General features: G+C 72.5%; 22 protein-coding genes. 12 read left to right on the top strand and 10 right to left on the bottom strand.

Annotated elements, in window-relative coordinates:
* The first annotated feature begins 607 nt into the window (after positions 1–607).
* From CG736_RS08615 to CG736_RS08585, 7 genes are all read left to right on the top strand, one after another.
* The gene (locus tag CG736_RS08615; protein ID WP_232733873.1) at positions 608–4,195 is read left to right on the top strand and encodes a hypothetical protein; all 3,588 of its coding nucleotides are present in this window, start codon (positions 608–610) and stop codon (positions 4,193–4,195) included.
* 121 nt (positions 4,196–4,316) lie between these two features.
* Positions 4,317–5,018, top strand: coding sequence for a Crp/Fnr family transcriptional regulator (locus tag CG736_RS08610; RefSeq protein ID WP_100585550.1), 702 nt, complete (start codon positions 4,317–4,319; stop codon positions 5,016–5,018).
* A gap of 111 nt (positions 5,019–5,129) precedes the next feature.
* Positions 5,130–5,918, top strand: coding sequence for a hypothetical protein (locus CG736_RS08605; protein WP_100585549.1), 789 nt, complete (start codon positions 5,130–5,132; stop codon positions 5,916–5,918).
* Between the two features lie 17 nt (positions 5,919–5,935).
* Positions 5,936–6,202, top strand: coding sequence for a hypothetical protein (locus CG736_RS08600; protein WP_100585548.1), 267 nt, complete (start codon positions 5,936–5,938; stop codon positions 6,200–6,202).
* Positions 6,189–6,944, top strand: a complete 756-nt coding sequence (locus tag CG736_RS08595) for a hypothetical protein (protein ID WP_157815480.1) — start codon at positions 6,189–6,191, stop codon at positions 6,942–6,944. The genes CG736_RS08600 and CG736_RS08595 overlap by 14 nt, the downstream gene beginning before the upstream one ends.
* Complete coding sequence (locus CG736_RS08590; RefSeq protein ID WP_100585546.1) at positions 6,941–7,249, top strand: helix-turn-helix domain-containing protein; 309 nt, start codon at positions 6,941–6,943, stop codon at positions 7,247–7,249. Before CG736_RS08595 ends, CG736_RS08590 begins: the two co-directional genes overlap by 4 nt.
* Positions 7,246–8,370, top strand: a complete 1,125-nt coding sequence (locus CG736_RS08585; protein ID WP_100585545.1) for a hypothetical protein — start codon at positions 7,246–7,248, stop codon at positions 8,368–8,370. The genes CG736_RS08590 and CG736_RS08585 overlap by 4 nt, the downstream gene beginning before the upstream one ends.
* Positions 8,371–8,428: 58 nt before the next feature.
* Here CG736_RS08585 and CG736_RS08580 read toward each other — a convergent pair whose 3' ends face one another.
* From CG736_RS08580 to CG736_RS08565, 4 genes are all read right to left on the bottom strand, one after another.
* Entirely contained in the window at positions 8,429–9,601 is a 1,173-nt protein-coding gene (locus CG736_RS08580) for a magnesium and cobalt transport protein CorA (protein WP_100585544.1), read from the bottom strand.
* A 371-nt stretch (positions 9,602–9,972) separates the two neighbouring features.
* Positions 9,973–10,392: an SRPBCC family protein gene (locus tag CG736_RS08575; RefSeq protein WP_100585543.1), complete on the bottom strand. Its 420-nt coding sequence runs from the start codon at positions 10,390–10,392 to the stop codon at positions 9,973–9,975.
* 34 nt (positions 10,393–10,426) lie between these two features.
* Positions 10,427–11,437: an aldo/keto reductase gene (locus tag CG736_RS08570; RefSeq protein WP_100585542.1), complete on the bottom strand. Its 1,011-nt coding sequence runs from the start codon at positions 11,435–11,437 to the stop codon at positions 10,427–10,429.
* A 185-nt stretch (positions 11,438–11,622) separates the two neighbouring features.
* Positions 11,623–13,044: an MFS transporter gene (locus CG736_RS08565; protein ID WP_100585541.1), complete on the bottom strand. Its 1,422-nt coding sequence runs from the start codon at positions 13,042–13,044 to the stop codon at positions 11,623–11,625.
* A 164-nt stretch (positions 13,045–13,208) separates the two neighbouring features.
* Between CG736_RS08565 and CG736_RS08560 the strand changes: the two genes are divergently transcribed.
* Complete coding sequence (locus CG736_RS08560) at positions 13,209–14,066, top strand: helix-turn-helix domain-containing protein (RefSeq protein ID WP_100585540.1); 858 nt, start codon at positions 13,209–13,211, stop codon at positions 14,064–14,066.
* 10 nt (positions 14,067–14,076) lie between these two features.
* Here the strand turns inward: CG736_RS08560 and CG736_RS08555 are convergent, their stop codons facing one another.
* Positions 14,077–15,150, bottom strand: coding sequence for a YafY family protein (locus tag CG736_RS08555; RefSeq protein ID WP_100585539.1), 1,074 nt, complete (start codon positions 15,148–15,150; stop codon positions 14,077–14,079).
* Positions 15,151–15,213: 63 nt separating this feature from the next.
* Between CG736_RS08555 and CG736_RS08550 the strand changes: the two genes are divergently transcribed.
* On the top strand, positions 15,214–15,600 hold the full coding sequence (locus CG736_RS08550; protein WP_100585538.1) for a VOC family protein: 387 nt from the start codon (positions 15,214–15,216) through the stop codon (positions 15,598–15,600).
* Between the two features lie 6 nt (positions 15,601–15,606).
* Here CG736_RS08550 and CG736_RS08545 read toward each other — a convergent pair whose 3' ends face one another.
* Both CG736_RS08545 and CG736_RS08540 read right to left on the bottom strand, forming a co-directional pair.
* On the bottom strand, positions 15,607–17,508 hold the full coding sequence (locus CG736_RS08545) for a serine hydrolase (protein ID WP_100585537.1): 1,902 nt from the start codon (positions 17,506–17,508) through the stop codon (positions 15,607–15,609).
* A gap of 100 nt (positions 17,509–17,608) precedes the next feature.
* Positions 17,609–17,914, bottom strand: a complete 306-nt coding sequence (locus CG736_RS08540; RefSeq protein WP_100585536.1) for a hypothetical protein — start codon at positions 17,912–17,914, stop codon at positions 17,609–17,611.
* 124 nt (positions 17,915–18,038) lie between these two features.
* On the opposite strand from CG736_RS08540, the gene CG736_RS08535 reads away from it, so the two are divergent.
* Complete coding sequence (locus tag CG736_RS08535) at positions 18,039–19,733, top strand: histidine kinase (protein ID WP_100585535.1); 1,695 nt, start codon at positions 18,039–18,041, stop codon at positions 19,731–19,733.
* A gap of 29 nt (positions 19,734–19,762) precedes the next feature.
* Here the strand turns inward: CG736_RS08535 and CG736_RS08530 are convergent, their stop codons facing one another.
* A complete protein-coding gene (locus CG736_RS08530) occupies positions 19,763–20,563 on the bottom strand; it encodes an aspartate/glutamate racemase family protein (protein ID WP_100585534.1) in 801 nt (266 codons plus the stop codon).
* A 168-nt stretch (positions 20,564–20,731) separates the two neighbouring features.
* Between CG736_RS08530 and CG736_RS08525 the strand changes: the two genes are divergently transcribed.
* Positions 20,732–21,520: a beta-glucanase gene (locus tag CG736_RS08525; protein WP_198520401.1), complete on the top strand. Its 789-nt coding sequence runs from the start codon at positions 20,732–20,734 to the stop codon at positions 21,518–21,520.
* On the opposite strand, the gene CG736_RS08520 is transcribed toward CG736_RS08525, so the two are convergent.
* Positions 21,503–22,135 (bottom strand): response regulator, encoded by a 633-nt coding sequence (locus CG736_RS08520; RefSeq protein ID WP_100585533.1) that lies wholly within the window; start codon positions 22,133–22,135, stop codon positions 21,503–21,505. The genes CG736_RS08525 and CG736_RS08520 overlap by 18 nt on opposite strands.
* 183 nt (positions 22,136–22,318) lie before the next feature.
* Between CG736_RS08520 and CG736_RS08515 the strand changes: the two genes are divergently transcribed.
* Positions 22,319–22,525, top strand: coding sequence for a DUF6011 domain-containing protein (locus tag CG736_RS08515; RefSeq protein ID WP_043907866.1), 207 nt, complete (start codon positions 22,319–22,321; stop codon positions 22,523–22,525).
* A 5-nt stretch (positions 22,526–22,530) separates the two neighbouring features.
* Here CG736_RS08515 and CG736_RS08510 read toward each other — a convergent pair whose 3' ends face one another.
* Positions 22,531–23,295: an adenosylcobinamide amidohydrolase gene (locus CG736_RS08510; RefSeq protein ID WP_232733872.1), complete on the bottom strand. Its 765-nt coding sequence runs from the start codon at positions 23,293–23,295 to the stop codon at positions 22,531–22,533.
* Positions 23,296–23,398 lie beyond the last annotated feature (103 nt).

Raw genomic sequence — 23,398 nt, 5'->3', positions numbered from 1 at the left:
GAGCAGTCTGCGGTCCCACGTCGACGGCGGACGGGCGTTCCACTTCATCTCGACGGTCCCGGCCCACGCGATCTACGAGTTGGCCGACCGGGCCCGCCGCTCGGACGACTTCGCCACCTTCGAGGCCGAGTGGCTGACGGACGGACTCCGCGGCCCGTTCTCCGCTCTCGCCGCCGCCGACATCTACGGCTCGGCAGCCACCGCCTGGCGGGTTCTCCGCGGACTGTGGATCGAGTGGCACAACGAGCGGGAAATCGTCGACACCAATGCGGTCCTCGCCGAACAGGTCCTGGCCGGGGCTCCCGGCCGCCTCGCGGTCACCGGGCTCAGCGACCTCCTGCTGAACAGCCTCGGCACCACACTTGACGCCCAGGCCATCACTGCGCGCCTCGGCCAGTACGGACTGCGGCCGGTCAGCCGGTCGGACAGTGCCGAGGTGGCCCGTGCCGTCGAGCGGGCGACCCGCCGGTGGGCGACCACCGTGGAACACGGTCAGCTCCAGCCCGTCATCCCTCGGAGCGAGGCCGACCAGTTGGTGGCCCAGGTCCTGGGTGACGCCCGACAGCTCGTTCTGCTGACGGGCACCGCAGGCAGCGGGAAGACCTCGGTGGTGCACCAGGCCTCCGAAGCGTTCGCCCTCCAGGGCACTCCGGTTCTCGCATTCCGCCTGGACCGGCTGGCCTCGTTCGCCTCGACTTCCGAACTGGGGCGGCACCTCGAACTGGCCATGTCCCCGGTCGGCGCACTCGGCACCGTTGCAGCCGGCCGACCGTGTGTCCTGATCGTGGATCAGCTCGACGCCGTCAGCACGGCTTCCGGACGCCTTCCGGACGCCTTCGACGCGGTCGCCAACCTGGTGGGCGAGGCCGCCGTCCACCCCGCCATGCGCGTTGTCCTGGTGTGTCGGGAGTTCGACGCCGAAGCCGACCCTCGAATCCGCGGCCTCACCGCCTCCGACCGTTCATCGCGCCTGTCCGTCGGCGCGCTCTCCGACTCCCAGGTCGACTCCGCCCTCACCGACATGGGAGTGGACGCCTCCCGCATCGCACCGTCGCAACGTGCCTTGCTGCGCAGGCCGCTGTACCTGGTTCTGCTCACCCAGATCGCGAGTCGGGCGGATGCCCTCGCGGCATTCACGTCCACGCGGCAGCTCCTCGACGAGTTCTGGGAAACCAAGCGGACGCTGTGCATGTACGGCCGGCCGTCCGTACGCTTTCACGAGGCGATCGCCACCGTCGTCACGGCCATGAGCAGGAGGCAACGACTGTCCGTACCGGACAGTGTGCTCGACACGGACGACCTCGCCGCGAGCAGGGACCTCCTCGTGTCGGAGCAGATCCTGGTCCGTGACGGACGTCAACTGGCGTTCTTCCACGAGAGTTTCTTCGACTACGCCTTTGCACGCGACTGGCTCCGGCGCGACGAGACCCTGGTCGGCTTTCTCACCGGCGGGGACCAGGAACTCTTCCGCCGGGCGCAGGTTCGGCAGGTCCTCGACCATCTGCGGGACCAGGATCCGGAGCGGTTCGCCGAGGAGGTCGAGGCGCTGCTCACCAGCCCAGACATCCGCTACCACCTCAAGGACGTCGTCCTCGCCGTCCTGCGCGGATTGGAGAACCCCACCGCCCGTGAGTGGGCCGCGGTGGCCGGCGTGCTGGAGACTCGCCCCCCGTTCCATGACCAGCTGGTGAACGCGGTGCGGACTGCGGCGTGGTTCCGTCGCGCGGACGACGAGGCAGTCATCGATGCCTGGTTGACGAGCCCGGACACCCGGGAACAGGACTGGGCGGTCCGGTTGATGGCTGCCGCCGCCGACACCTGCCCGGAGCGGGTGGGCCGGCTCCTGGAGCCGCACACCTCGCATCCGCAGTTCGGCGCCTGGCTGAACTGGATCGTCCGCTTTGCCCGCCTGTCCGGCAGCCGCTTGCTCTTCGACCTCGTACTCGACGCCGCACGGTCGAAGCTCCCCGCCGTGCACGAGCACATCCTCTGGATTTCGGCCAAGGACGTGGCGGACGAACGGCCCGGCTGGGCAGTCGAGTTGATCGACGCCATGGTCGCAGGCCGTCCGGACCCGCCCCAGTTGGATCACCGGGGCAGGCTCCCCGTTCTGACCGGCCGCGATCATGCGGCGCTCCAGGTCGTCGCCACCGCCGCGACGGGCGCACCCGAGGAGTACTGCGCTCGGGTGCTGCCCGTGCTCGTGGACGTGATGTCCGCGACCGCCCTGCCGCGGAAGCCCGGCGGCCCTGTTTACGACGGCCACTTCTCGGTCCGCAGCCCGGACGCCCGACCCGGCGATCTGGGCGAAGCCCTGTACCAGGGCGCGGCCGCCGCCCTGCGGATGGTGGCCGCCGACAGGCCCGTCCGGGTCTGTGAACTCGTGTCAGCGCTCGTCGGCACTCCGTTCGACGCCGCCGCCTGGCTGCTCTACCAGGCGCTGACCGCGGCAGGACCTGCGCTCGCCCCGTGGTCCGCCGAGATGCTCCTGGAAGGCCCGCACCGCCTCTTCGTCGGCTACCTGTCCAATGCCTGCTGGGGTGCACGCGACCTCATTCTGGCCATCGGCGACGCGCTGCCCGACGAAACCCTCGCGGAACTGGAGGCGATGATCCTCCACCTGCGTCTCCCGCCGGACGGCACACTGTCGCCGTGGCACGAGTTCACGCTGCTGACGGCGTTCCCCGAGGACCGTCTCTCCGACCGGGCGCGGCGGCGGCTGGGCGAGCTTCGCAGACGCCACGGCGACCGGCAGGAACCGGACAAGCCGCAGAAGGTGACGGCTCAGTTCGTCGAGTCACCGATCCCGCTTCGGTCAGCCCACCGGATGAGCGACGACCAGTGGCTGACCGCCATGACGAAGCACAGCCAGGACCGCACCGACTGGTCGACCGGCAGCGGCGGAGCTCGCGAACTGTCCCATGTGCTGCAGAACATGACGGAGGCGGATCCTCGGCGGTTCGCCCGCCTCGCGCTGCGGATCGGCTCCGCCGCACACCCCTCGTACGGAGCCGCGATCCTGCTCGGCCTCGGCAACGCAGAACCGCACGACGATCCGGAGGAGATCTTCGCGACGGTCCGCCATTTCGCCCGCCTGGCACGGCCTGAACACGACCGCTGGCTGGGGCACGCGTTCCGGAGGTACCGCACCAGTGTTCCGCTCGACCTGGTGGAGGTGCTGCTAGATCTCGCCCTCGGCGCCGGCCGTCCCGCTGCCACCGACGCGGAGGCCGAGGAGATCACGGACAGCGACCTGCTGACCGTGGGAATCAACACCGTGCGCGGCAGCGCCGCCGTAAGCCTGGGGGACGCGCTGGTGCGCGACCCCGATGGCTCCCGGGCCGCTCTGGTGGTTCCTCACCTGAGCAGGCTCGCCGCCGACCCGTCTCCTGCTGTTCGATCCTGCATGGCCCATGTGCTGCATGTCGCCATGCACCACGATCGCGCTGCGGTGGCACGGGCGTTCGACGTCCTGGTTCAGGCACCCGATCCGCTGCTGGCCTCCGGGCCCGTGTTCCGGCTCTTCCTGGCCCTGTGCCACGGAGACCCGGTGGCCGGCAGGCCGGTGATCGAGCGCATGCTGTGCTCCCCCGTTCCGCAGGTACGCCGGGTCGGCGGCCAGGCCGCTTCGCTGGCGGCGATGGAGTGGGAGACGAGAGACCTGTTGGCGGCCGTTCTCGCCAGGAGCGACGGAGCCCAGCTGCAGGGTGCCGCGGACGTCTGCGCCCAGCGCCTCCTGAACACCGGCGACGCGGAGCTCGCCCACCACGCGCTCGTCCAGTTCTTCCACCACCCTGATGAGGACGTGCGCGAGGCCGCCGCTGCTGTCGCCGTTGCCCTGCGGGGACACCGGTTGGGGCCGTTCCGCCGGACGTTGACCGCGCTGGTGGAGTCTCGCGCCTTTGAAGCTGCGCTGCCCCAGCTGCTGATCACTCTGCAGGACGCCCACGATCGGGTCGACGACCTGGTGTTGGGGTGTGTGCGACGTTTCCTGAAGGTCTTCGGCGCAGCTGCGGCCGACCTGCGCACCGAGGCGGCCGCCGACGCCCACCAGATCGGCGAACTGCTGGTCAGCGCCCACACCCAGGCCACTTCCGCGGTTCGCCGCGCCGAAATCCTGGACCTGCTGGACCAGTTGCTGCTCCTTGGCGCCTACGGCGTGGCCGAGGCGGTGGTCAGCGCGGACCGCGACTGACCTTCGGCATTCACTGCGGCAGTGGCCGGTCCGGCGACACGCTACAGCGCGCCCCGGCGCATGGTCCCGCAGGCCCGGAGAAACGGCTGCCGCCAAGAACAGGCCATGCTGTTCTTGGCCCATGACTTACGGCTCGCACATGGACGGTCGCGCTCTGTTTCTCGAAACTCTCGCGGAGGGAACCCGAACAGCGCTGGAGCGACTCGGCACTCGGAAGCACTTCGCCGTCGGGGAGACGCTCATCAGGGAGGGCGACAAGTCACGGGACTTGGTGCTGCTGCACGCGGGGTTGGTGAAGGTGACCAGGCGCCTGGGCCGCCGCACCGCATCGCTGATGGACATCAAGATTGCCGGCGATGTGGTCGGCGAGATCGCCGCTGTCGACTCCGGCCCGAGGTCGGCCACCGTCACAGCCTGCAGGACGGTCACTGCCACTCTGATCCCGTGGAACAACCTGCTGCCCTTCCTCCAGGCCAGCCCTGAGGCCGCGATGGCCCTCAACCAGGTCCTCGGCCAGAGCCTGCGTTCGTCCAATCTCCGGCGACTCGAGTTCAGCACGTACACGGCACCGGTCCGGCTGGCTCGAGTCCTGGTCGAACTCGCGAACTCGTACGGGAAGCCGGGCCGGAATGCAACGCGCATCGACGTGAACCTGACGCAGACCGAGTACGCCGACCTCATCGGGTGCCGGACAAGGACCGCGCACCAGGCGCTTCGAGGCTTCCGGCGGGCAGATCTGATCAGCACCGAGGGACAGCAGACCTGCATCCACGACATGCCCGGCCTGCAACGCGCGGCGCGGCTCAGGATGCCTGCCGGCTGACGTCTCGGGCCACCATTCCGCAAAAATGCGGGATCTTCGACGACCCGCTCCCCTTCCCTCACAGTTGGGCGAACAGCGCACCCAACACCACTGGAAAGGTGGCGAGTTGTCGTGACCGAGACTTCCTCCCCCCGGCCTCCGGACGGGACCCCGCACCACCGTCTCTGCCTGGCGGCGGACGTGGAGCAGTACAGCCGCCTCGACGCCCGGGCCCAGTCCGCCGTCCAGGCCGACCTGGTCCGGATCCTGGACGAGGCGGCAGCCCTCACCGGGCTCGACCGTGCGGCCTGGGAGCGCCAGCCACAGGGCGACCTGGAGTTCGCCGTCCTCCCCGAGAACACGCCGGAGGCCACCGTGCTGGGGCCGTTCGTGAACCACTTGGCGGACGGCCTGAGCACCCGCAACGCCATGCCCTCCGCCACCCGGATCCGGCTGCGAGTCGCCGTCGACAAGGGGCTCGCCAAGCGTGCCCCGCTCGGTCATGCCGGACACGCGCCGGTGGCCGTGGCCCGCTTCGTCAATGCACCCCAGCTGAAGGCCGTACTGGCCGCCCTCGCGGCGGCGGATCTCGCCGTCATCGTCTCGGACCGCCTGTACCAGGACATCGTGCGATCCGGAGGTGACGGCCTCGCCCCCGAGCAGTACGTCCGCGCCAACGTCAAGGTCAAGGACTTCGGCGGCTACGGCTGGATCCGCGTTCCGGGACACGGAGCTGACGACATGCGCCCGGTGGTGGACGGCCCGCAACAGCCCTTGCCGTCGCCTTCTGCGCACGTTCCGGGCCCTGCCGTGCTCTCACAGGTCGTTCGCCACGGTGCCGCCGTCGGGCGGGACGTGACCGGCGGTCTCACCATCGGGGCACCCGTGGACCCCTCGGACAGCCGCCGGCGTCACCGGTGACAGCGCCTCAGGAACCTGTGCCCGACGAGGGCGGCGCCCAGTGGGTCGACTACGGGGTGAACGTCGGTCGCAACGTGATCGGCGACATCCACATCCACACGGTCCGCCCGTCGGCCGAGCCGCCCCTGTTCCGGTCCGGGCCCACCAGTGCGTTCCCGGTTCTGCGCCCGGCTGCCTTCCGGTCGGCCCTCGTTGGCCTCGGCCGCGCCTGCGAACGCGCCGCGTCGACACTGTCGTCACCCGGCCTGCTGGGGCCGGAGAGGAGAAACAATGAGCTGGAATGATCGCCGCAGCATGTTCGCCCGGCTCGGTCAGGTCCTGACCGGTCCCGACGCCGCACGGCACCACCTCACGGTGGACCTCGGCGACCGCTCGGTACGGCTCTCCCCCCAGGAGTGCCGAACCAAGCTGTACGGTCCTGAGCGGACCGCAACCCTGTGGACCGCGATCTGGCGGCAGGCTGCCGCGGACGCCCGGTGCGGGTCCCGGAACAGCACCGACGTGGGACGGCTGCTCGCCGTATGGCTGGCCGTACCTGGTATGAACCGCAACCTGTACCGCCTCCTCCATGAATTCCCGGTCGAGCGTGCCGACCTCGAAGCCGAAGCCGCTCTCGGGGTACTCACCGCCCTCGACACGACAGATCCGAACGCCTCGAACACCGGCGGCCACCTGATCAGGGCCGGAGTGCGGCAGATGTGGTCGCACTCCGTCCGCGGCCGCAAGGAGGTCCCGGTCCTCGACCTCGCCCGCTTCGCCCGGATCCGCAATGCCGTCCCGGTCCTGACGGAGGAACAGCGATCACCGGTCGGCGGGTGGGAACTGCACATCACACCCCCGGCCGATCCTGCCGGCCTGTCCGCGAGCCTGCGCTTCACCCAGTCGCGGCGTCGAATCGAAGGTGAGCGGTTGGGCGCGCTCGCTCACGGCGCCGGCCTGTCCCGACTGGTGTTCCGGGCCCGCCGCCACGAAGAGGAGGAGCTCATCGGAACCCTGACGCTGCGCCCTGCGGGAGGGCGGCGATGACCAGCCGTTCCGGACCGCCCATGGGCTTCGCGGAGGCTTTCGACCTGCCGCTGACCATCGACCTGCGTACGGCCGCCCGAGCCGTCGGTGTCTGCCCTGCCACGGCCTACAAACTGATCCGCCTGGGCGCCTTCCCGTGCCCCGTTCTCCGGGTCGGCTGGAAGTACCGCATCGCCACCGCCGACCTCATGCGTTCGCTCGGCATCGACGAACGTCCGGTGTACGCGGCCGACATGGAAGCCGGCGCCAGGTACGCCGCTCAGCTCGACGACATCTACGCCCGTGAAACGGAGGACTCGAAGTGATCACGCCGCTGCCTGCCCAGCAGGAACCCGACCGACCTCGGCTGTGCTTCGTCATCGGCCCCATCGGCGACTCGTACGCGGTCAATGGCAGCCCCGAACGAGAGGCGTACGAACACCATCTCGAGGTCTTCGAGGAGATGATCGCACCCGCCTGCCAGAAGTTCGGCATCGACGCCGTCCGGGCGGACCGCATCGACGCCGCCGGTGACATCAACGAGCAGATCTGCCGGTACATCCTCCACTCCGACCTGGTCGTCGCGGACATCAGCGGTGGCAACCCCAACGTGATGTACGAACTGGGGTTGCGTCACCTCACCGGAAAACCGACGATCCACATCGGCGAGGCCGGCCAGCTGCCCTTCGACATCGCGTCGATCCGCACGATCCAGTACACCCGGGCACGCAGCCAGTTGGCCAAGGCACGGCGCGGGATCGAGGGCGCCCTGGAAGCCGGGATCCGCGACGGCTTCGAACTCCTGACCCCCGCACGGATGATGCGAGCGATCGAACCTGTCCGCCGGGACGGGGCCGACGAGGATGCGGACGAGGACGGGGACGACACACCTGGTCTGCTCGACGACTTCGTGGCCATCGAGGAAGGGCTGGACGAAATGATGGAGCAGCTGGCCACGATCACCAGGGCGATCGAGACGGTCGGTGCACTGACCCAGCAGAGCAACATCGAAGTCCTCGACCTCACCCAGGCGAACGCACCCGCGAGCGCCCGGCACGCAGCGGTGGCCCGGTTTGCAGACGCGCTCCGTACGCCGACCGAGGAGATGCGCACCGCCGCCATGGACTTCGCGGGACGCATGGCCCGCCTCGACAGCGGTGTGAAGCGCGCACTGGGCTTCGTCGAGGCCACCCCGTACGAGAAGCGCGACGAGCGAGAGGCCGAGTTCTTGGAGCAGCTCATCCTGCTGGACGAGTCCGTCCGGACCGAACTGTCCCACGTCACCGTCTTCGATGCGGCTCTGGGCAAGATGGCCCTCATGAGCCGGCACCTCCGCAAGCCGGTGAAGGACATGTCCACCTCGGTGAAGGTCATGGCCTCCGCCATCACGTGCATGGGCACCTGGGCGGACCAGGCCCGCTCGCTCACCCACCGCAACACCGTGTAGAACGAACGCCGACAGCAGCCCGGGCCTCCGAGTCCCGGGTTGCTGTTCTTCCCTCCCGCTACAGCCAGTCGCGCTTCTTGAAGACGAGGTAGAGGCTGACGCAGACCACGCCCATCAGGCCGACGGCGAAGGGGTAGCCGAACATCCAGTGGAGTTCCGGCATTTCGTCGAAGTTCATGCCGTAGACGGTGCCGATGAGGGTGGGGGCGAACAGGATGGCGGCCCAGGAGGAGATCTTCTTGATCTCGTCGTTCTGGGCGTGGCCGGCTTCGGCGAGTTGCTTCATCTCCTCGTTCTGGCGCTGGGAGACCAGGGTGGCGTTGACGGTGAGGATGTTCTGGAGCATCTGGCGGAAGCCGTCGACGCGTTCCGCGGCGTAGGTGGCGTGGTCGGCGACGTCGCGGAGGTAGCGCTGGAGCTCCTCGTCGGTGCGGTACTTCTGGAAGCCGGCTTCGAGGGCGCGCATGATCTCCAGGAGGGGGCCGGTGGCGCGCTGGAGTTCGATGACCTCGCGGGAGAGTTCGTAGATGCGGCGGGAGACCCGGGGGTCGCCGCCGAAGACCTCGGTCTCGATCTCGTCGATGTCGTGCTGGAGGCCGGCGATGACGGGGGCGTAGCCGTCGACGACGGCGTCCAGCACGGCGTAGAGGACGGCCTCGGGGCCGAGGGCGAGCAGGTCGGGGTCGGCTTCGAGGCGGCCGCGGATCATCGAGAGGTCGGGCGACTGGGAGTGGCGGACGGTCACCACGAAGTCGGGGCCGACGAAGAGGTGGATCTCGCCGAAGTCGACCTCTTCGACGTCGTCGAGGTAGCGGGCGGCGCGCAGCACGACGAAGAGGGTGTCGCCGTAGCGTTCCAGCTTGGGGCGCTGGTGGGCGACGATGGCGTCCTCGATGGCGAGTTCGTGCAGGTCGAACTTCTCGGCGGCTTCGACGAGTTGGGACTCGGCGGGGCGGTAGAGGCCGATCCAGGCCATGGTGCCGGGCTTGCCCGGGAGTTCGCGGTAGATCTCGGCGAGGCCGGCGGGGGCCGCTATCCGGCGGCCGTCGCGGTAGACGGCGGCGTCGACCACGGAGCGTTCCACCGAGGCGGGTTCGCGGTCGTCGGTGTTCTGCTCGGAGCGCGGGTCCATGGAGTGCTCGGGGGCCGCGGAGTGGTCGGCGACGAGCCGGGGGCTGCGGTTGAACGGTCGCTTGCTCGCGCGCACGGCGCGCACACGCCAGTCGGACATGGCGGTACCTCCACGGGTCTGGGTCCGTCACGCCGCACGGTGGCGAGGGGGACGGCCGGCCCTGGACGGCCGTCCGCGCGGCAGGAGGCCCGAGGAACGCGAGGCGTTCAGCGGGTGGTGCGCGGGCGGGGGTTCCGGGGGCCGTGAGTGGGTGAGAACTTCCCGGAGCGGGGCCGACTTCGGCCCGGACTACTGCACTCCACTGCTCTCACCTCCGTACGCTCCGGACGCGCACGGGTGCCACGACCGCCGCCCAGTGTAGCCCCGCCGTTGCTCCCGTCCCGGCCACCCCACCCCTCGGAGCTGCGCGGACATGCCGCGGCCCGGCCACGCGGGGGCGTGTCCGGGCCGTGCGGGTGGGGGCAGTGGCGTCAGCCGGCGAGGGTGGTGTGCAGGGCGTCGAGGCCGTCGGCGTAGATGCCGGTGAACAGGTCGACGACCTGCTGCTCGGTGGCGTCCACGGGGTTGAAGCGGCCGGACCACTGGACCTCGGCGAGGTCGTCGCGGCCGGGGACGGCGTGGACCCGGATGGTCGAGACGTAGCCGTCGACCGGGAACGGCGCCTGCAGGATGGCGTAGCTGTAGTGCCGCTCGGCCTCGTTGAAGGCGACGAGGCGCTCGACGATGACCTCGCCCTCGGGGTTGGTCAGGCGCCGGACGCGGCCGCCTTCGAGGGCGGTGCTCTCGGGGATGTAGGGCAGCCAGTCGGGCAGGGCGTCGAAGCCGCCGATCAGGTTCCAGACCCGTTCGGGGGTGGCGGGGACGATGCGGCTGACAGTGGTGGAAGCCATGGTCGATCCTCCTGGATCGGGTAGTGGGTGGGGCTCAGGCGCCCGCGGGCAGCGGGGCGGCGGGGCTGACCAGTCCGGCGGCGCGCAGCTCGTGCCAGAACGCGGCGGGGACGGTCTCGTTGAGTGCGGCGGTGTCCTCGGCGATCCGGCTGGGCCGGGTGGCGCCGGGGACGGCGGCGGCGGCCGCCGGGTGGGCGAGGGAGAACTGCAGGGCGGCGGCCTTGATGGACACGCCGTGCTTCTCGGCGAGGGCCTTGAGCCGGGAGACCTTCTCGACGATCTCGGCGGGGGCCTGCTGGTACTCGAAGTGGGTGCCGCCGGCCAGGATGCCGGAGCTGTAGGGGCCGCCCACGACCATGTCGACGTTCTGCTGCTGGGCGAGGGGCAGCAGTCGCTGGAGGGCGTGCTCGTGGTCGAGGAGGGTGTAGCGGCCGGCCAGTAGGAAGCCGTCGGGCCGGGGCCCGTCGAGGGCGAGGGTCAGCTCGATCGGCTCGGTCTTGTTGACGCCCAGGCCCCAGGCCTTGATGACGCCCTCGTCGCGCAGCCGGGACAGCACCCGGAAGGCGCCGGTGCGGGCCTCCTCGAACTTGCCCAGCCAGGCGTCGCCGTGGAAGTCCTGGGCGATGTCGTGGACCCAGACGATGTCCAGGCGGTCGGTGCCCAGGCGCTTGAGGCTGCCTTCGATGGAGCGCTCGGTGGCGTCGGCGGTCCACTCGTGGAGGATCCGGTTCGGGTTGCCGTGCTCGAACAGGCCGCCCTTCTCGCCGAAGTCGGGGACGTCGGTCTCGTGCTCGTCCAGGATGACCCGGCCGACCTTGGTGGACAGCACGTAGGAGTCGCGCGGCTTGGCGGACAGCACCTCGCCCAGGCGCTCCTCGGCGAGGCCGGCGCCGTAGAAGGGGGCGGTGTCGAAGTAGCGGATGCCCTGGTCCCAGGCGGCCTGGACGGTGGCGGCGGCCTCTTCGTCGGGGATCGCGCGGAACATGTTGCCGAGCGGGGCGGTGCCGAAGCCGAGCTTGCCGGGGAGGAGGTTCTTGAGGGTCATTGTGATGCCTTTGCAGTGGAGCCGAGGGGCGAAGCATTCGATGCAGACGCCGCTACTTGCATTGACAATAGTTGCAGGCGCTGGCTATTTCAAGTGAGCCCCGTCACCCGGGGGCCGCAGCGGGGTCCACCCTCCTCAACGCGCGGACGGCCGCCCCGCAACGGGGCGGCCGTCCGGGAAAGCGCTCAGCTCCGCTGCCGCAGGCGGGTCGAGGCCAGGACGGCGACCAGGACCAGCACGGCGTTGGCCAGGACGGCGATCGCGATGCCGGTCAGGACGCCGTGCGCGGGGGCCGCGCCGGCCACGATCGCGCTCATGACCGGGGTGCCCATGGTGATGCCGATCTGCTGGGTCATGGTGGCGAGCCCGGCGGCGGTGCCCTGTTCGCGGTCGGGGAGGCCGGCCGTCGCGGTGACCATGAAGCCGACGATCACCAGCATGTTGCCGACGCCGCCGAGGAAGGTCGCGGGCAGCAGCAGCCACAGCCAGCCCGCGCCGGGGCCGAGCGCCAGCAGCGCGCCCGTCGCGGCGGCCTGGACGAGTCCGCCGGCCAGCAGCGTGCCGCGGGTGCCGAGCCGGCCGATCACCCGGGCGGCGAGGGTGCCGCCGAGGACGGTGCCGAGGCCGAGGACGCCGAACGACAGACCGGCGGCGAGGGCGGAGAAGTCCAGCACCTCCTGCAGGTACAGGGTGAGCAGGAAGACCAGCGAGGTCTCGGTGAGGAAGGCCAGCAGGCCGACCAGGTTGCCGAGCCGGACGGTCGGGCGGCGCAGCACGGCGGGCGGCACCAGCGGCGCGGCGGCGCGGCGTTCGACGGCGAGGAAGGCGCCGAGCAGGGCGACTCCGAGCAGCAGGACGGGCAGCGCGGCGGGGTGGGTCCAGCCGTACTGGCCGGCTTCGGTGAGGCCGAGGACGAGGGCGAGCAGGCCGAGGGTGACGGTGATCGCGCCGGGCAGGTCGAGGCGTTCGCGGGCGGCGGCGTCGGGGCGGCTCTCGGCGAGCACCCGGGGCGCGATCAGCAGGACGGCGAGCGCCACGGGGACGTTGATCAGGAACGCCCAGCGCCAGGACAGCAGGTCGGTGAGGACGCCGCCGAGGACCGCGCCGGCCGTGAACCCGGCCGACATCAGTGCGCCGTTGAGGCCCAACGCCCTTTCGCGGAGCGGGCCTTCGGGGAACGCGGTGGTGAGCAGGGCGAGTCCGGCGGGGGTGACGGCGGCGGTGGCCAGGCCCTGGGCGACGCGGGCGGCGATCAGCACGGCCGGGTCGGTGGCGAGGCCGCCGGCCAGCGAGGCGACGGCCAGCAGGGCGAGGCCGAGCAGGAACAGCCGGCGGCGGCCGAACAGGTCCGCGACCCGGCCGAACAGCAGGGTGAATCCGGCGGCGGGCAGGGCGAACGCGGTGGCGATCCACTGCAGGCGGCCGATCGACAGGCCCATGCCGGTGCCGATGGCGGGCAGGGCCACGTTCAGGATGGAGAAGTCCACGGCCAGCATGAACTGGGCGACCAGCAGCACCACCAGGATCACCAGGGTCCGCCCCGCGAGCCGTGGCGCCGGCTCCGCGGCCCGCGCCTCCGCGCTTCCCAGTACTTCCACTGTCGACATGTCGATCGGCCTTCCTGCTCGGGGTGTTCGCTTCGAGAAGGAGCCTGCTCCGATCCGCCCGACCGAGGCAGTCCCCGGCCGGGGCCACCTTCCGGAAGGGTGGCACTGACAGGGACACCCTCGGCCGCAGACGCGCCCGCCCCTCCCCGGGCACACTGGTGCGCATGGACACTTCGACCGCTCTCGGGGAGTTCCTGCGCAGCCGCCGGGCCCTGCTCCGGCCGCAGGACGTGGGGCTGAACGCCGCGGACACCCGCCGCCGGGTGCCGGGGCTGCGCCGCGAGGAACTCGCGCTGCTCGCCGGGGTGAGCGTCACCTACTACACCCGGCTCGAACAGGGGCAGAGCGTCAACGCCTCGGACGGAGTGCTGGACGCGGTGGCCCGGGCGCTGCGCCTGGACCGCGACGAGCAGGCCCACCTGCGCGACCTGGCCCGCCCGCGCAAGGCCCCGGCGAACCGCGGGTCCGCGCCCAGGCCGGAGCGGGTCCGGCCCGCGACCCGGCAGTTGATCGCGGCGATGGACCGCGTCCCGGCCGTCGTCCTGGACCGCCGCAACGACGTGCTGGCCTGGAACCCGCTGGGCCACGCCCTGCTGGCCGGGCACCTGGACCCGTCGGGCCCGGACCGTCCGGCCGAGCGCCCCAACCTGACCGGGCTGCTGTTCCTCGACCCGCACACCCGGGAGCTGTACACCCACTGGGAGAGCGAGACGAAGGTCGCCCTCGCCGCGCTCCGACTGACCGTCGGCCGGCACCCGGAGGACCGCCGGCTGGCCGAACTGGTCGGCCATCTCGCCATCCACAGCCCGGAGTTCGCCGCCCTGTGGGCCCGGCACCCGGTGCGCGAGTGCACCGTCGGCAGCAAGCAGTTCCACCATCCGCTGGTCGGCGAGCTCGACCTCGCCTTCGAGAACCTGCGCACCTCGGACGGCAGCGACCACCGCGTCCTGCTGTACAGCGCCGAGCCCGACTCGCCGTCCGCCGCCGCGCTCGACCTGCTGGCCGGGACGCTGCGCGGATAGCCGGCGCGGCTCAGCCCGTCGCGTCGGCCTCGTCGATCTCGTCGATCTCGTCGATCTCGTCGATCTCGTCGATCTCGTTGCCCTCGTTGGCTTCGTTGGCTTCGTTGGCTTCGCTGGTCTCGTTGGCTTCGCTGGTCTCGTTGGCCTCCAGCAGCTCCCGGGTGCGGCGCAGCAGGGCGTCGCGGACCTCGTCGGGCGCCAGGACGCGCAGGGGTGTCGCGAGGCCGAGCAGGTAGCGGGCGAGGCCGTCCGCGTCGGGGCCGCCGATCTCGGCGACGGTGGCGTCGGGGCCGTCGGGGCGGTGGGTGCCGACCGTCGGCGGGATCAGTTCGAGTGCCCGGTCGAGCGGCAGCGGGAGCCGGATCGTCACGTGGAGCGGGTAGCTGGCGCGTCCGAGCGAGTCGGCGACCAGCAGCGCCGGGTCGGGCGGGTCGGCGATGTCGACCGGGTGCCCGGTGGGGCGTATTCGGCCGACCCGGTCGGCGCGGAAGGTCCGCCACTGGTCGCGCGCCACGTCCCGGGCGACGAAGTACCAGTGGCGGCCGGTGCTGACCAGGCGGTACGGGTCGACGTCCCGGACGGTGGCCTTCCCCTGCCGGTCGCGGTAGGTCAGGCGGCTGCGTTCGCCGCCGCGGCAGGCGGCGGCCAGCTCCAGCAACTGGCCCGGCGCGAGCGGCGGTTCACCGGTCCTTGGGGTGTGCACCAGCGCCGTGTCCAGCTCGCCCAGCCGTTCGGCGATCCGCGGCGGCAGCACCTGGCGCAGTTTCAGCAGCGCCGACAGCGCGGCCTGGTCGCCGCCGAGGACGCCGCTGAGCGCGGCCTCGCGCAGCCCGACGGCCACCGCGAGCGCCTCCTCCTCGTCGAGGATCAGCGGCGGGACGCGGGACCCGGCGCGCAGCCGGTAGCCGCCCCAGGGCCCGGGGTCGGACTCGACGCCGTAGCCGAGTTCGCGGAGCCGGGCGATGTCCCGCCGCACCGTGCGCTCGGTGACGGTGAGCCGTTCGGCCAGTGCGCCGCAGGTCCAGGACGGGCGGGTGGACAGCAGCGAGACCAGGCGCAGCAGCCGGGCGGAGGTGGTGATCACCTTTCGCAGTGTGCCGCACGACCAGGACCGAACCTGTCCTGGTCCGGTCGTAGCGTCTTCCCCATGAGCACCGGAAACACCTCCGCACCTGCCCTCCGCTGGTCCGCCGTCACCTTCGACTGCCCGGATCCGGCCGAACTCGCCCGCTTCTACACCGCCGCCACCGGCCTGCCCGTCGTGTACTCCACCGACGGCTTCGTCCTGCTCGGCCAGGAGGGCGCGGCCGGGCTCGGGTTCAACCAGGTGGCCGACCACCGGCCGCCGAGCTGGCCGGACCAGTCCGGCGGGAAGCAGGCCCACCTGGAGTTCGGCGTCGACGACCTGGACGCCGCGCAGGACCGACTGGTCGAACTGGGGGCCGTCGCCCCCGAGTTCCAGCCGGACGCCGAGCGCTGGCGGGTCCTGCTGGACCCGGCCGGCCACCCGTTCTGCATCTCCACCGTGGTCTGAGCCCGCTCAGCCGAGCAGCCCGCCCAGCGGCCCGGCGATCAGGTGGTACTGGGCCAGGAAGGCCGTGAACGCGCAGCAGGCGAGCGCGGTGGCGGTCATCGCGAGCCGGCCGGCCGGCCGCCACCAGTGGCGCAGCCAGCCGGCCACCGCACCGGCGGTGACGGCGAGCGCGACGAGCGGGAAGGCCGCGCCCCACCAGGTGGGGGCGAGGGCCAGCGGGGTGCCGAGCGGGACGGCCTCCATCATGGCGTTGCCGTCGGACACCAGGGCGAGCAGCGCAGTGAGGAACCCCGCGGCGAGCAGCCCGGCGAGGGCGGCGGCGGCCCGGGCGGCCTGCGCGGGCCGCGGGTGGGCGGGCCGCCGGCGCAGTCGCCGGGTGAGCGCGGTGGCGGGCACGGTGACGGCCGCGCCCAGCAGCACGGTCAGGGCGACGCCGAGAACGGCCAGCCGCGGGCCGGGCCGATTCCGCCAGGTCATTGCCCGGTAGGCGGTGGACGGGTTGTCGGAGGCGGTCAGCACCCCGTTGCGGAAAGCGATTTCCGCCTGCCCGTCGCGTTCCCGGTAGCGGTCGCCGCCGAGCGGCAGCCAGTGCTGTTCGGGGTGCCGGGGGTCGAGCGCCAGGCCGTCGGTGCGCAGGCCGCTGCCCTCGGCGGTGACGGTGACCGAGCCGAACAGTTCCTCGGTCCGCATCAGGCTGTCCCGGCTGACCCGGGCGGCCCGGTACGTCCCGGCGACCTTCCCGGCCTCCGCCGCACTGCCCGCAGGTCCGCCGCCCGCCGGCGCCTCGGCTCCGGGGAGGGCGTCGACCACGGCGCGGATCAGTTCCTTGCCGTCCCAGTTGGCGCTGCCGTCCACGCCGTCGCCGTTGTACACCACGTAGATGCCGAGGCCCTGTTCGGGCAGCACCAGCAGGTTGCCGTGGAAGCCGGGCAGGTCGCCGTCCTTGAACCAGCCGGTGAAGCCGTCCCGGGTCCAGCCCTCGTAGGCGTACCCGACACCGGGCAGTGCCGGGTCCTGCCGGTAGTGGGTGGTCTGCATCAGGCGTCCGGCGGCGTCGGGGGCGAGCTGGGCCCGCAGCCAGCGGGCCATGTCGGCGGCGGTGGTGAGGCCGCCGGGGCCGCTGGGCGTCCACGGCCCGTACTGACCGCGGTCCTCGACCCAGCCGTCCGCGCCGTCGGGCCGGTAGCCGCGGGCGGGTTGCAGGCCCTCGGGGTGCGGCTGGACGAACGAGGTGCGGGTCATCCCCAGCGGGTCCAGGACGCGCATGCGCAGTTGCTCCGCGAACGGGCGGCCGCTGACCCGTTCGACCACCAGACCGGCCAGCGCGGCACCGTAGTTGTCGTAGGCGACGACCGTCCCGGGCGGCCGGACCCGGGCCGGCCGGTGCGCGGCCAGGCTGTCGGCCAGGCTGGAAATCCCTTGCGGTTCAGCTGAGTTGACGCCAACCAGATCACTGTCGAAGCCGGCGGTGTGGGTGAGCAGGTGGTCGGTGGTGACGGGGTGCCCGGGGTAGCTGTCGGGCAGGCGGTCGGCGGGCGGCAGGTAGCGGTTGACGTCGGCGCCGGGGTCGAGCTGCCCCTCCACGATCAGCTGGGCGCCGGCCTGCGCGGTGAACAACTTGGCCAGCGAGCCGAGATAGAACCCGGTGCGGTCCGGATCGACGGGCGTCCCGGCGGCGATGTCGGCGACGCCGTAGCCCCGGGTGAGCACGCTCCCGTCGGCGCCGACCACGGCGACGGCGGCCCCCGGTATCCGGTCGCGGCTCAGCTGCGCCGTCACCGTCCGGTCGATCAGCCCGGCCAGCGTGACGGGGACGACCGGAGCAGGGGCGGCGTGTGCGGGTGCGGCGGTCGACAGCAGGGCGGCGGCGATGACGAGGCCGAGGACGGCGGTTCGACGACTGATCATGCGTCAACGATCGTCCCCGGCCCGGGGGTCGGTGCAGTGCCCGGCGCACCTGTCGGCATGCATTCTGCACCTCCCCCACCTGCGGGGCGCACCCGGGCGCTCAGAGCTTGCAGTACCTCACGCAGAACATGTGCGGCGCCTCGCCGGCGAGTTCGCAGCAGAACGGTCCGTCCTCGGACTCGTTCCCGAAGTCGTCGCGGCTCACGAACTCCGTCACCATCCGCCCGCCCTCGATGCGCGACACCCCGACCTGCTTCGTGAAGTCCACTCCCAGCACCTCGGTCTCGGCGGCCAGACACCGCACCGAGTACCTCTTCGACGACTCCGGGTACTTGGCGAACACCGCAGCCACGTCCTTGAAGAACTCCGGATCCCGCTCCGGCCCGCACTGGGCCTGCTGAGTCATGGCAACCTCCTCCGAGTCCGTGCCTCCATTCCAGCCTCCCGCCGACGGCGCCCCGGCGCGCGCCGCGCCGTCCACCGGTCGGCCGGGGTGCGAGTCGCATGATCAACTCGGGCACAATGGCCGGGTGTTCGGGGGAACGAAGGACGAGGACGAGGGCCTGCCCGGCCCGGTGGTGCTGTCGTTGGTGCTGCTGGGCGCGATGTTCGGCATGGCCGCACCGGCCGACGGCGGGTGGTGGCCCGCGCCCGCCGCCCTGGTGGCGCTTGCTGTGCAGGCCGTGCACTGCCTGCCGTGGACGACCCGGCTGCGCGGCGCGTGGACGCCGGCCGCCCAACTGCTGCTCGCCCCCTGGTCGGGCGTGCCGGGCTTCGCCGCCGCGTCGGTGCTGCTGCTGGTCCGCCGGCCGGTGCGCTGGGTGCTATTCGCCCTGGTGGTGGCAGGCGCCGCAGTACTCGCCGGGGACACCGGCCACCTGGCGGCGAACGGCGCGAGCAACGCCCTCGCCCAGGGCCTGACGGTCTACGCGCTGACCAGGCTCTTCCACCTGTACGCCGAACTCCACGCCGCACGCGACCAGTTGGCCGCCGCGCAGGTCACGCAGGAGCGGCGGCGCGCGGCCCGTGAGCTGCACGCCGCGATCGGGGTGCCACTGGCCGCGGTCCTGCGGCTGGCCGCCGACGGGGACGCCGCCGCCGTCGCGGCCACCGCCCGCCGGGCCGCCGCCCGGGTCCGCGCGACCCCCGAACCGCCCCGCCCCGCCGACCCGCCGGACGGCCCGACGCCCGCACCGGTGCTGCCCGTACTGATCGCCGTCCACCTCGGCTACCTGGCCGCCGGCCTCGCCCTCCTCGCCGACCTCGACCTCGCCCCGCTCCATCTGGCCGTCGCCATCGGCGCGTTGACCGTCGTCACCGGCCTCCAGGTGCACCACTCGCTCCCCCGCCCGCCAGGAGTCCACCCGCCCGGGTACCGCTGGACGTGGGCGCTCCAGTGCGCCCTCGCGGTCGCCGTGCTGTTCGGACCGGCCGGCCCGCACCCGCAACTGCTCGCCTTCGCCGCCGCGTCCGCGCTGGTCCTGCTGCCGCCCGCCGCCGGGTGGCCCGCGTTCGGCGCGGCGGTGCTCGCGGCCGGCACGGTGAGCGGGACAGCGGCCGTCGACGTCGTCACCATCGCCCTCGTGTACTACGGCCTGACGCTGCTCACCACCCTGGTGCACCGGGTCCGCGAGGCCCACCGGGCGCTGGCCGAACTGGCCGTCGCCCGCGAACGACGACGAATCGCCCGCGACGTCCACGACCTGCTCGGCTCCGGCCTCACCGCCGTCGCCGTCACCGCCGAGCTCGCCCTCCGCGAACCCGCCGCCGAGCACCTGCCGCAGGCCGCCGCCCTCGCCGAACGCACCCTCGCCGAGCTGCGCGCCATTCCCGCGGACCACACCGAACTCGACCTCGACCGTGAACTCGCCTCCACGAAGGCCCTGCTGGCCGCCGCCGGAATCGACCTGCGACTCACCGGCACCCCCGGCACCACCCCCGCCGAGGCCCGCCCCCTGCTCGCGGCCGTCCTGCGCGAGGGCGTCACCAACCTCCTCCGCCACAGCCGGGCCACCCACTGCACCCTCACCCTCCACCCCGAGGGCCTGCACCTCACCAACAACCACCCCCACCCGGGCCCGCACCACCCCGGCAACGGCACCCCCAACCTCACGGCCCGCGCCGGCGCCTTCGGCGCGAGCCTCACCACGGGGCCGACACCGCCGGATCACTGGACGCTCGACCTGAAGGTCAGGGGCGCGGCGCACCGCCCGAGCAGGGCGTGAGCGCCGGCCGGGTCGCGATCACGTGCAGGTCATCGTCCTGCGTCGCGATCTCGCGGCCGGGTGCCTTCCGCATCGCGCAGTTCTCCCCCCAGCCCTGGCGGGCCGGGAGGTGCCCCCACGCTCCCCTGGTGGTTCTCACCCTCGCTTTGCGCTGCCGCCACCGCCGCTGCCGCGTGGATCCGCGTGGTGGGGAAGACCGGCACCGGGCTGTCCTCCGCGCCGACGAGCAGCTCGATCTCCGTGCAGCCGAGGATCACCCCCTGTGCGCCGGCCGCCACCAGGGCGGCGATCACGGTGCGGTAGGCCTCGCGGGACTCGTGCCGGACCACGCCGAGGCACAGCTCCTGGTAGATCACCCGGTGCACCAGGTCCCGGTCTGCGGGGGGCGGGACGATCACCTCCAGGCCGTGGGCGGCGAGGCGGTCGCGGTAGAAGTCCTGTTCCATGGTGAACGCGGTGCCGAGCAGGCCGACCCGTCGAATTCCGGCGGCCAGTACGGCTTCTGCGGTGGCGTCGCCGAGGTGCAGCAGGGGGATGCCGACTGCGGCGGAGACCTGTTCGGCCACCTTGTGCATGGTGTTGGTGCAGATCAGCAGCAGGTCCGCGCCGCCCGCTTCGACGGATTTCGCGGCGGCGGCGAGCAGTTCGCCCGCCGCCTGCCACTGTCCGGTGGCCTGGAGGTGTTCGATCTCCGCGAAGTCCACCGAGTGCAGGACGCACTTGGCGGAGTGCAGCCCGCCGAGGCGTTCGCGGGTGAACTCGTTGAGCAGCCGGTAGTACTCCGCCGTGGATTCCCAACTCATGCCGCCGAGCAGGCCGATCGTCTTCATCGCGCCACTGTGTCACACCCGGCCCGGCCCGCCCGGTCCGTCGCACGCCGTCACGCGCCCCCACGCCGGCGCTCGCACCTCAGTGCGCCGGTGGCGCGGACGGTCGTGGAACGCTTTTGCCGGGAATGCCCCTGGATGAACCAATCGCACGACCCGGGAGAGTGTCCGGTGACCGAAGTGATCCCCCCGAACGGCAGCCCCACGGACCCCACGGACTCCGCCGCCCCCACAGACTCCGCCGACCTCGCCCCGGGAACGCCCGCCCCCGTCGTCGTCTTCGACGCCCCGTTCTCGGACGCCTCGCAGTGGGCCGCCGGCGCTTCGTCCGCGTACCCGCCGGACGGACGCAACAGCGGTGACAACAAGCTGGACCACCTGGTGGCGGGCTTCGGCCCGGACGGCGACGTGTTCACGGCGGTGCGGGAGAACCCGTTCAGCTGGCGGACCCCGCTGGTGACCACGGAGAACACCCGGGGCGGTTTCGAACTCCGGCCGGAGGACGTGCTGGAGGCGCAGTGCCTGCTGTCGGCCACCCAGGGCGCCTGGCCCGCCCTCTGGACGTGGGGTCGGGACACCGCCTCGGGCCGCTCGCAGCCCGGGCACGGCGAGGTGGACGTCCTGGAGTACCACCCCGACCACCCGCGGATGCTGGAGCTGAGCAACCACGTCAACCCGGGCAGCCCGGCCTACCTGGACGGTCTGGTCACTCCCGGCACCTGGTTCACCGTCACCTGCCGCTTCGGCACGGACTCGGTGGTCTGGTCGGTGGACGGCCGCCAGGTGTTCGCGGACGGCCACGGCGTCGGCGCCGGCTGGCGGGCCTGGATCATCGTCAACCTGTCGGTGTCGGCCGGCCAGTGGGGCCACCTGCGCCCGAGGCCCGACGTCCGCCAGATCTCCTGGCAGGTCCGGGGCCTGCGCGTCCTGCGCAACAGCCCGTCACCGAGCGGAAGTTGAGACCGGGGTCGGCAGCCAGCCGGCCTCCCGGGCGATCCGGACGGCGTCCAGGCGGGTGCGGGCGTCGAGTTTGACCTGGGCGGCGGCCAGATAGTTGCGGACGGTGCCGGCCGACAGGTGCAGGCGCTTGGCGATCTCGCGCGGCTCGCAGCCGTCCGCCGCCAGGGCGAGGGCCTGCGCCTCGCGTTCGGTGAGCGGGCTGGCGGGGGCCGTGAGAGCGCGGGCGGCGAGTTCGGGGTCGATCGCGGTGCCGCCCGCCGCGACCGTCCGGATCGCCTCGGCGAGCCGCTCCGGCGGGGCGTCCTTCGGCATGAACCCCGTCGCGCCGGCGGCCAGCGCGGCCCGCAGCACCTCGGGCCGCCGATGCGCCGTCAGGATCAGCACCCCGCACCCGGGCAGCCGTTCACGCAGCACGCCCGCGTTGGTGAGGCCGTCGGCGCCGGGCATGTCGACGTCCAGCACGGCCACGTCGGGCCGGTGGGCGAGCGCGGCGGCGACCACCTGGTCGCCGTGCCCGGTGTCGGCCACCACCTCGATGTCGCCGGCCGCGGAGAGCAGCGCCCGCAGGGCGCCGCGCACCAGGTGCATGTCCTCGGCCAGCAGCACTCTCACCATGACGTCCCGTTTTCCCCCGTCGACACAGAGCGCCCAGGATACCCGCGCCGCCCCGAACGGCCTTGGAGCCGTGAGCCCTTGCCCGCCGGCGGGACGTTCGCGACGCACCGCAGCTCCGGGCCCGCGGGCGCGGGGGCGGCCCCCCGTCGCACCGCCGCCGGGCCGGAATGATGAACTGGAGGGATGAGCACCGACCTGAAGACCGTCGAACCGCCGCTGCCGGGGACAGCCGTCGAGCGCCGTCCTGCCCCGGTCGTCCGGTGCCGTCGGTGCCACCGGCCGCTGCACTCCCCCGAGTCCCGCTGGGAGAAGCTCGGCCGGCACTGCGCCGACGCGCCCGAGCGCACCCGGGTCTACGTGATCGACCAGGACCGGCTGCCCGGCACCTGACGGCCTTACCGGGGGCCACGCCCCGTCAGCACGTCCGCGAGTTCGCAGCCCGGCACCGTCGCCGGGTGCACCGGCGGGCCGTCCCACTCGGCGCGGCGCTCGCGGTCCAGCACCGCCCCCTCGAACACCGCCGCCCGCACCGCCCGCGCCAGCCGGGAGCCCCAGTGCGAGCGCGGGCCGCCGAACGGCTCGACCGGCTCGCCCGCCACCGGCGTCCGCACGGCGACGCAGACCGCGTCCGACGGAGTGCCCGAACAGTCGCGGCCCGCCTCCAACAGGGCCTGCACCTTCGCCTCGGTGGCCGTCGCCAGCAGGTTCACCAGCCCCGCGTCCGCCACCGCCGCCGGGACCACCGCCAGCACATTGATCGTCCCCGGCGCCCAGGAATCCCTCGGAGCGGCGAAAGTTGACGCTTCGTCAGCTTCGGCGGCCCAGGTCGGTACGCCTATTCCGGTGGTGACCACAGCCGTCACCCCGCCGTCCTCCGCCCAGGTGCAGGCGTCCACCTCGGCGGCCGTCATCAGGCCCACCCCGGGGCCCACCAGTCCCTGCGCGGCGGCGAGTTCGGCCAGGTGCGCATCCGGGTCCAACCGCCCGTAGCCGGCCCGGACCTGGGCGTTCAGCACCCAGTGGCGTTCGCCCAGCCCGCCGCCGAGCACTCCGGAGCTGACCATCCGCCAGCCCGGACCGGCCCGCCACACCAGCAGGTGCCGGCACCCGCCGTCCTCCAGCCGCCCGGCCCGCTGCACCGTCACCGGCCGCCCGTCCACACCCGCCACCTCCGCCACCGCCCCGGGCCTGCCGGAACGTTCCCGTCCGTCGTCGAACGGCCACCCAATCACACCGCCCCGCGTGCCCGGCACCGGGATTGGC

The sequence above is a fragment of the Kitasatospora sp. CB02891 genome (genome assembly GCF_002803145.1).
Lineage (GTDB): Bacteria > Actinomycetota > Actinomycetes > Streptomycetales > Streptomycetaceae > Kitasatospora > Kitasatospora griseola.
The sequence above is the reverse complement of the archived record's forward strand: the minus strand, read 5'-3'. Positions and strand labels throughout refer to the sequence as shown.

Coding starts and splice junctions, on each gene's coding strand:
- CG736_RS08610 (WP_100585550.1), top strand. CDS start 4,317: ATGACTTACGGCTCGCACATGGACGGTCGCGCTCTGTTTCTCGAAACT.
- CG736_RS08595 (WP_157815480.1), top strand. CDS start 6,189: ATGAGCTGGAATGATCGCCGCAGCATGTTCGCCCGGCTCGGTCAGGTC.
- CG736_RS08590 (WP_100585546.1), top strand. CDS start 6,941: ATGACCAGCCGTTCCGGACCGCCCATGGGCTTCGCGGAGGCTTTCGAC.
- CG736_RS08580 (WP_100585544.1), bottom strand. CDS start 9,601: ATGTCCGACTGGCGTGTGCGCGCCGTGCGCGCGAGCAAGCGACCGTTC.
- CG736_RS08575 (WP_100585543.1), bottom strand. CDS start 10,392: ATGGCTTCCACCACTGTCAGCCGCATCGTCCCCGCCACCCCCGAACGG.
- CG736_RS08570 (WP_100585542.1), bottom strand. CDS start 11,437: ATGACCCTCAAGAACCTCCTCCCCGGCAAGCTCGGCTTCGGCACCGCC.
- CG736_RS08565 (WP_100585541.1), bottom strand. CDS start 13,044: ATGTCGACAGTGGAAGTACTGGGAAGCGCGGAGGCGCGGGCCGCGGAG.
- CG736_RS08560 (WP_100585540.1), top strand. CDS start 13,209: ATGGACACTTCGACCGCTCTCGGGGAGTTCCTGCGCAGCCGCCGGGCC.
- CG736_RS08550 (WP_100585538.1), top strand. CDS start 15,214: ATGAGCACCGGAAACACCTCCGCACCTGCCCTCCGCTGGTCCGCCGTC.
- CG736_RS08545 (WP_100585537.1), bottom strand. CDS start 17,508: ATGATCAGTCGTCGAACCGCCGTCCTCGGCCTCGTCATCGCCGCCGCC.
- CG736_RS08540 (WP_100585536.1), bottom strand. CDS start 17,914: ATGACTCAGCAGGCCCAGTGCGGGCCGGAGCGGGATCCGGAGTTCTTC.
- CG736_RS08530 (WP_100585534.1), bottom strand. CDS start 20,563: ATGAAGACGATCGGCCTGCTCGGCGGCATGAGTTGGGAATCCACGGCG.
- CG736_RS08520 (WP_100585533.1), bottom strand. CDS start 22,135: ATGGTGAGAGTGCTGCTGGCCGAGGACATGCACCTGGTGCGCGGCGCC.
- CG736_RS08515 (WP_043907866.1), top strand. CDS start 22,319: ATGAGCACCGACCTGAAGACCGTCGAACCGCCGCTGCCGGGGACAGCC.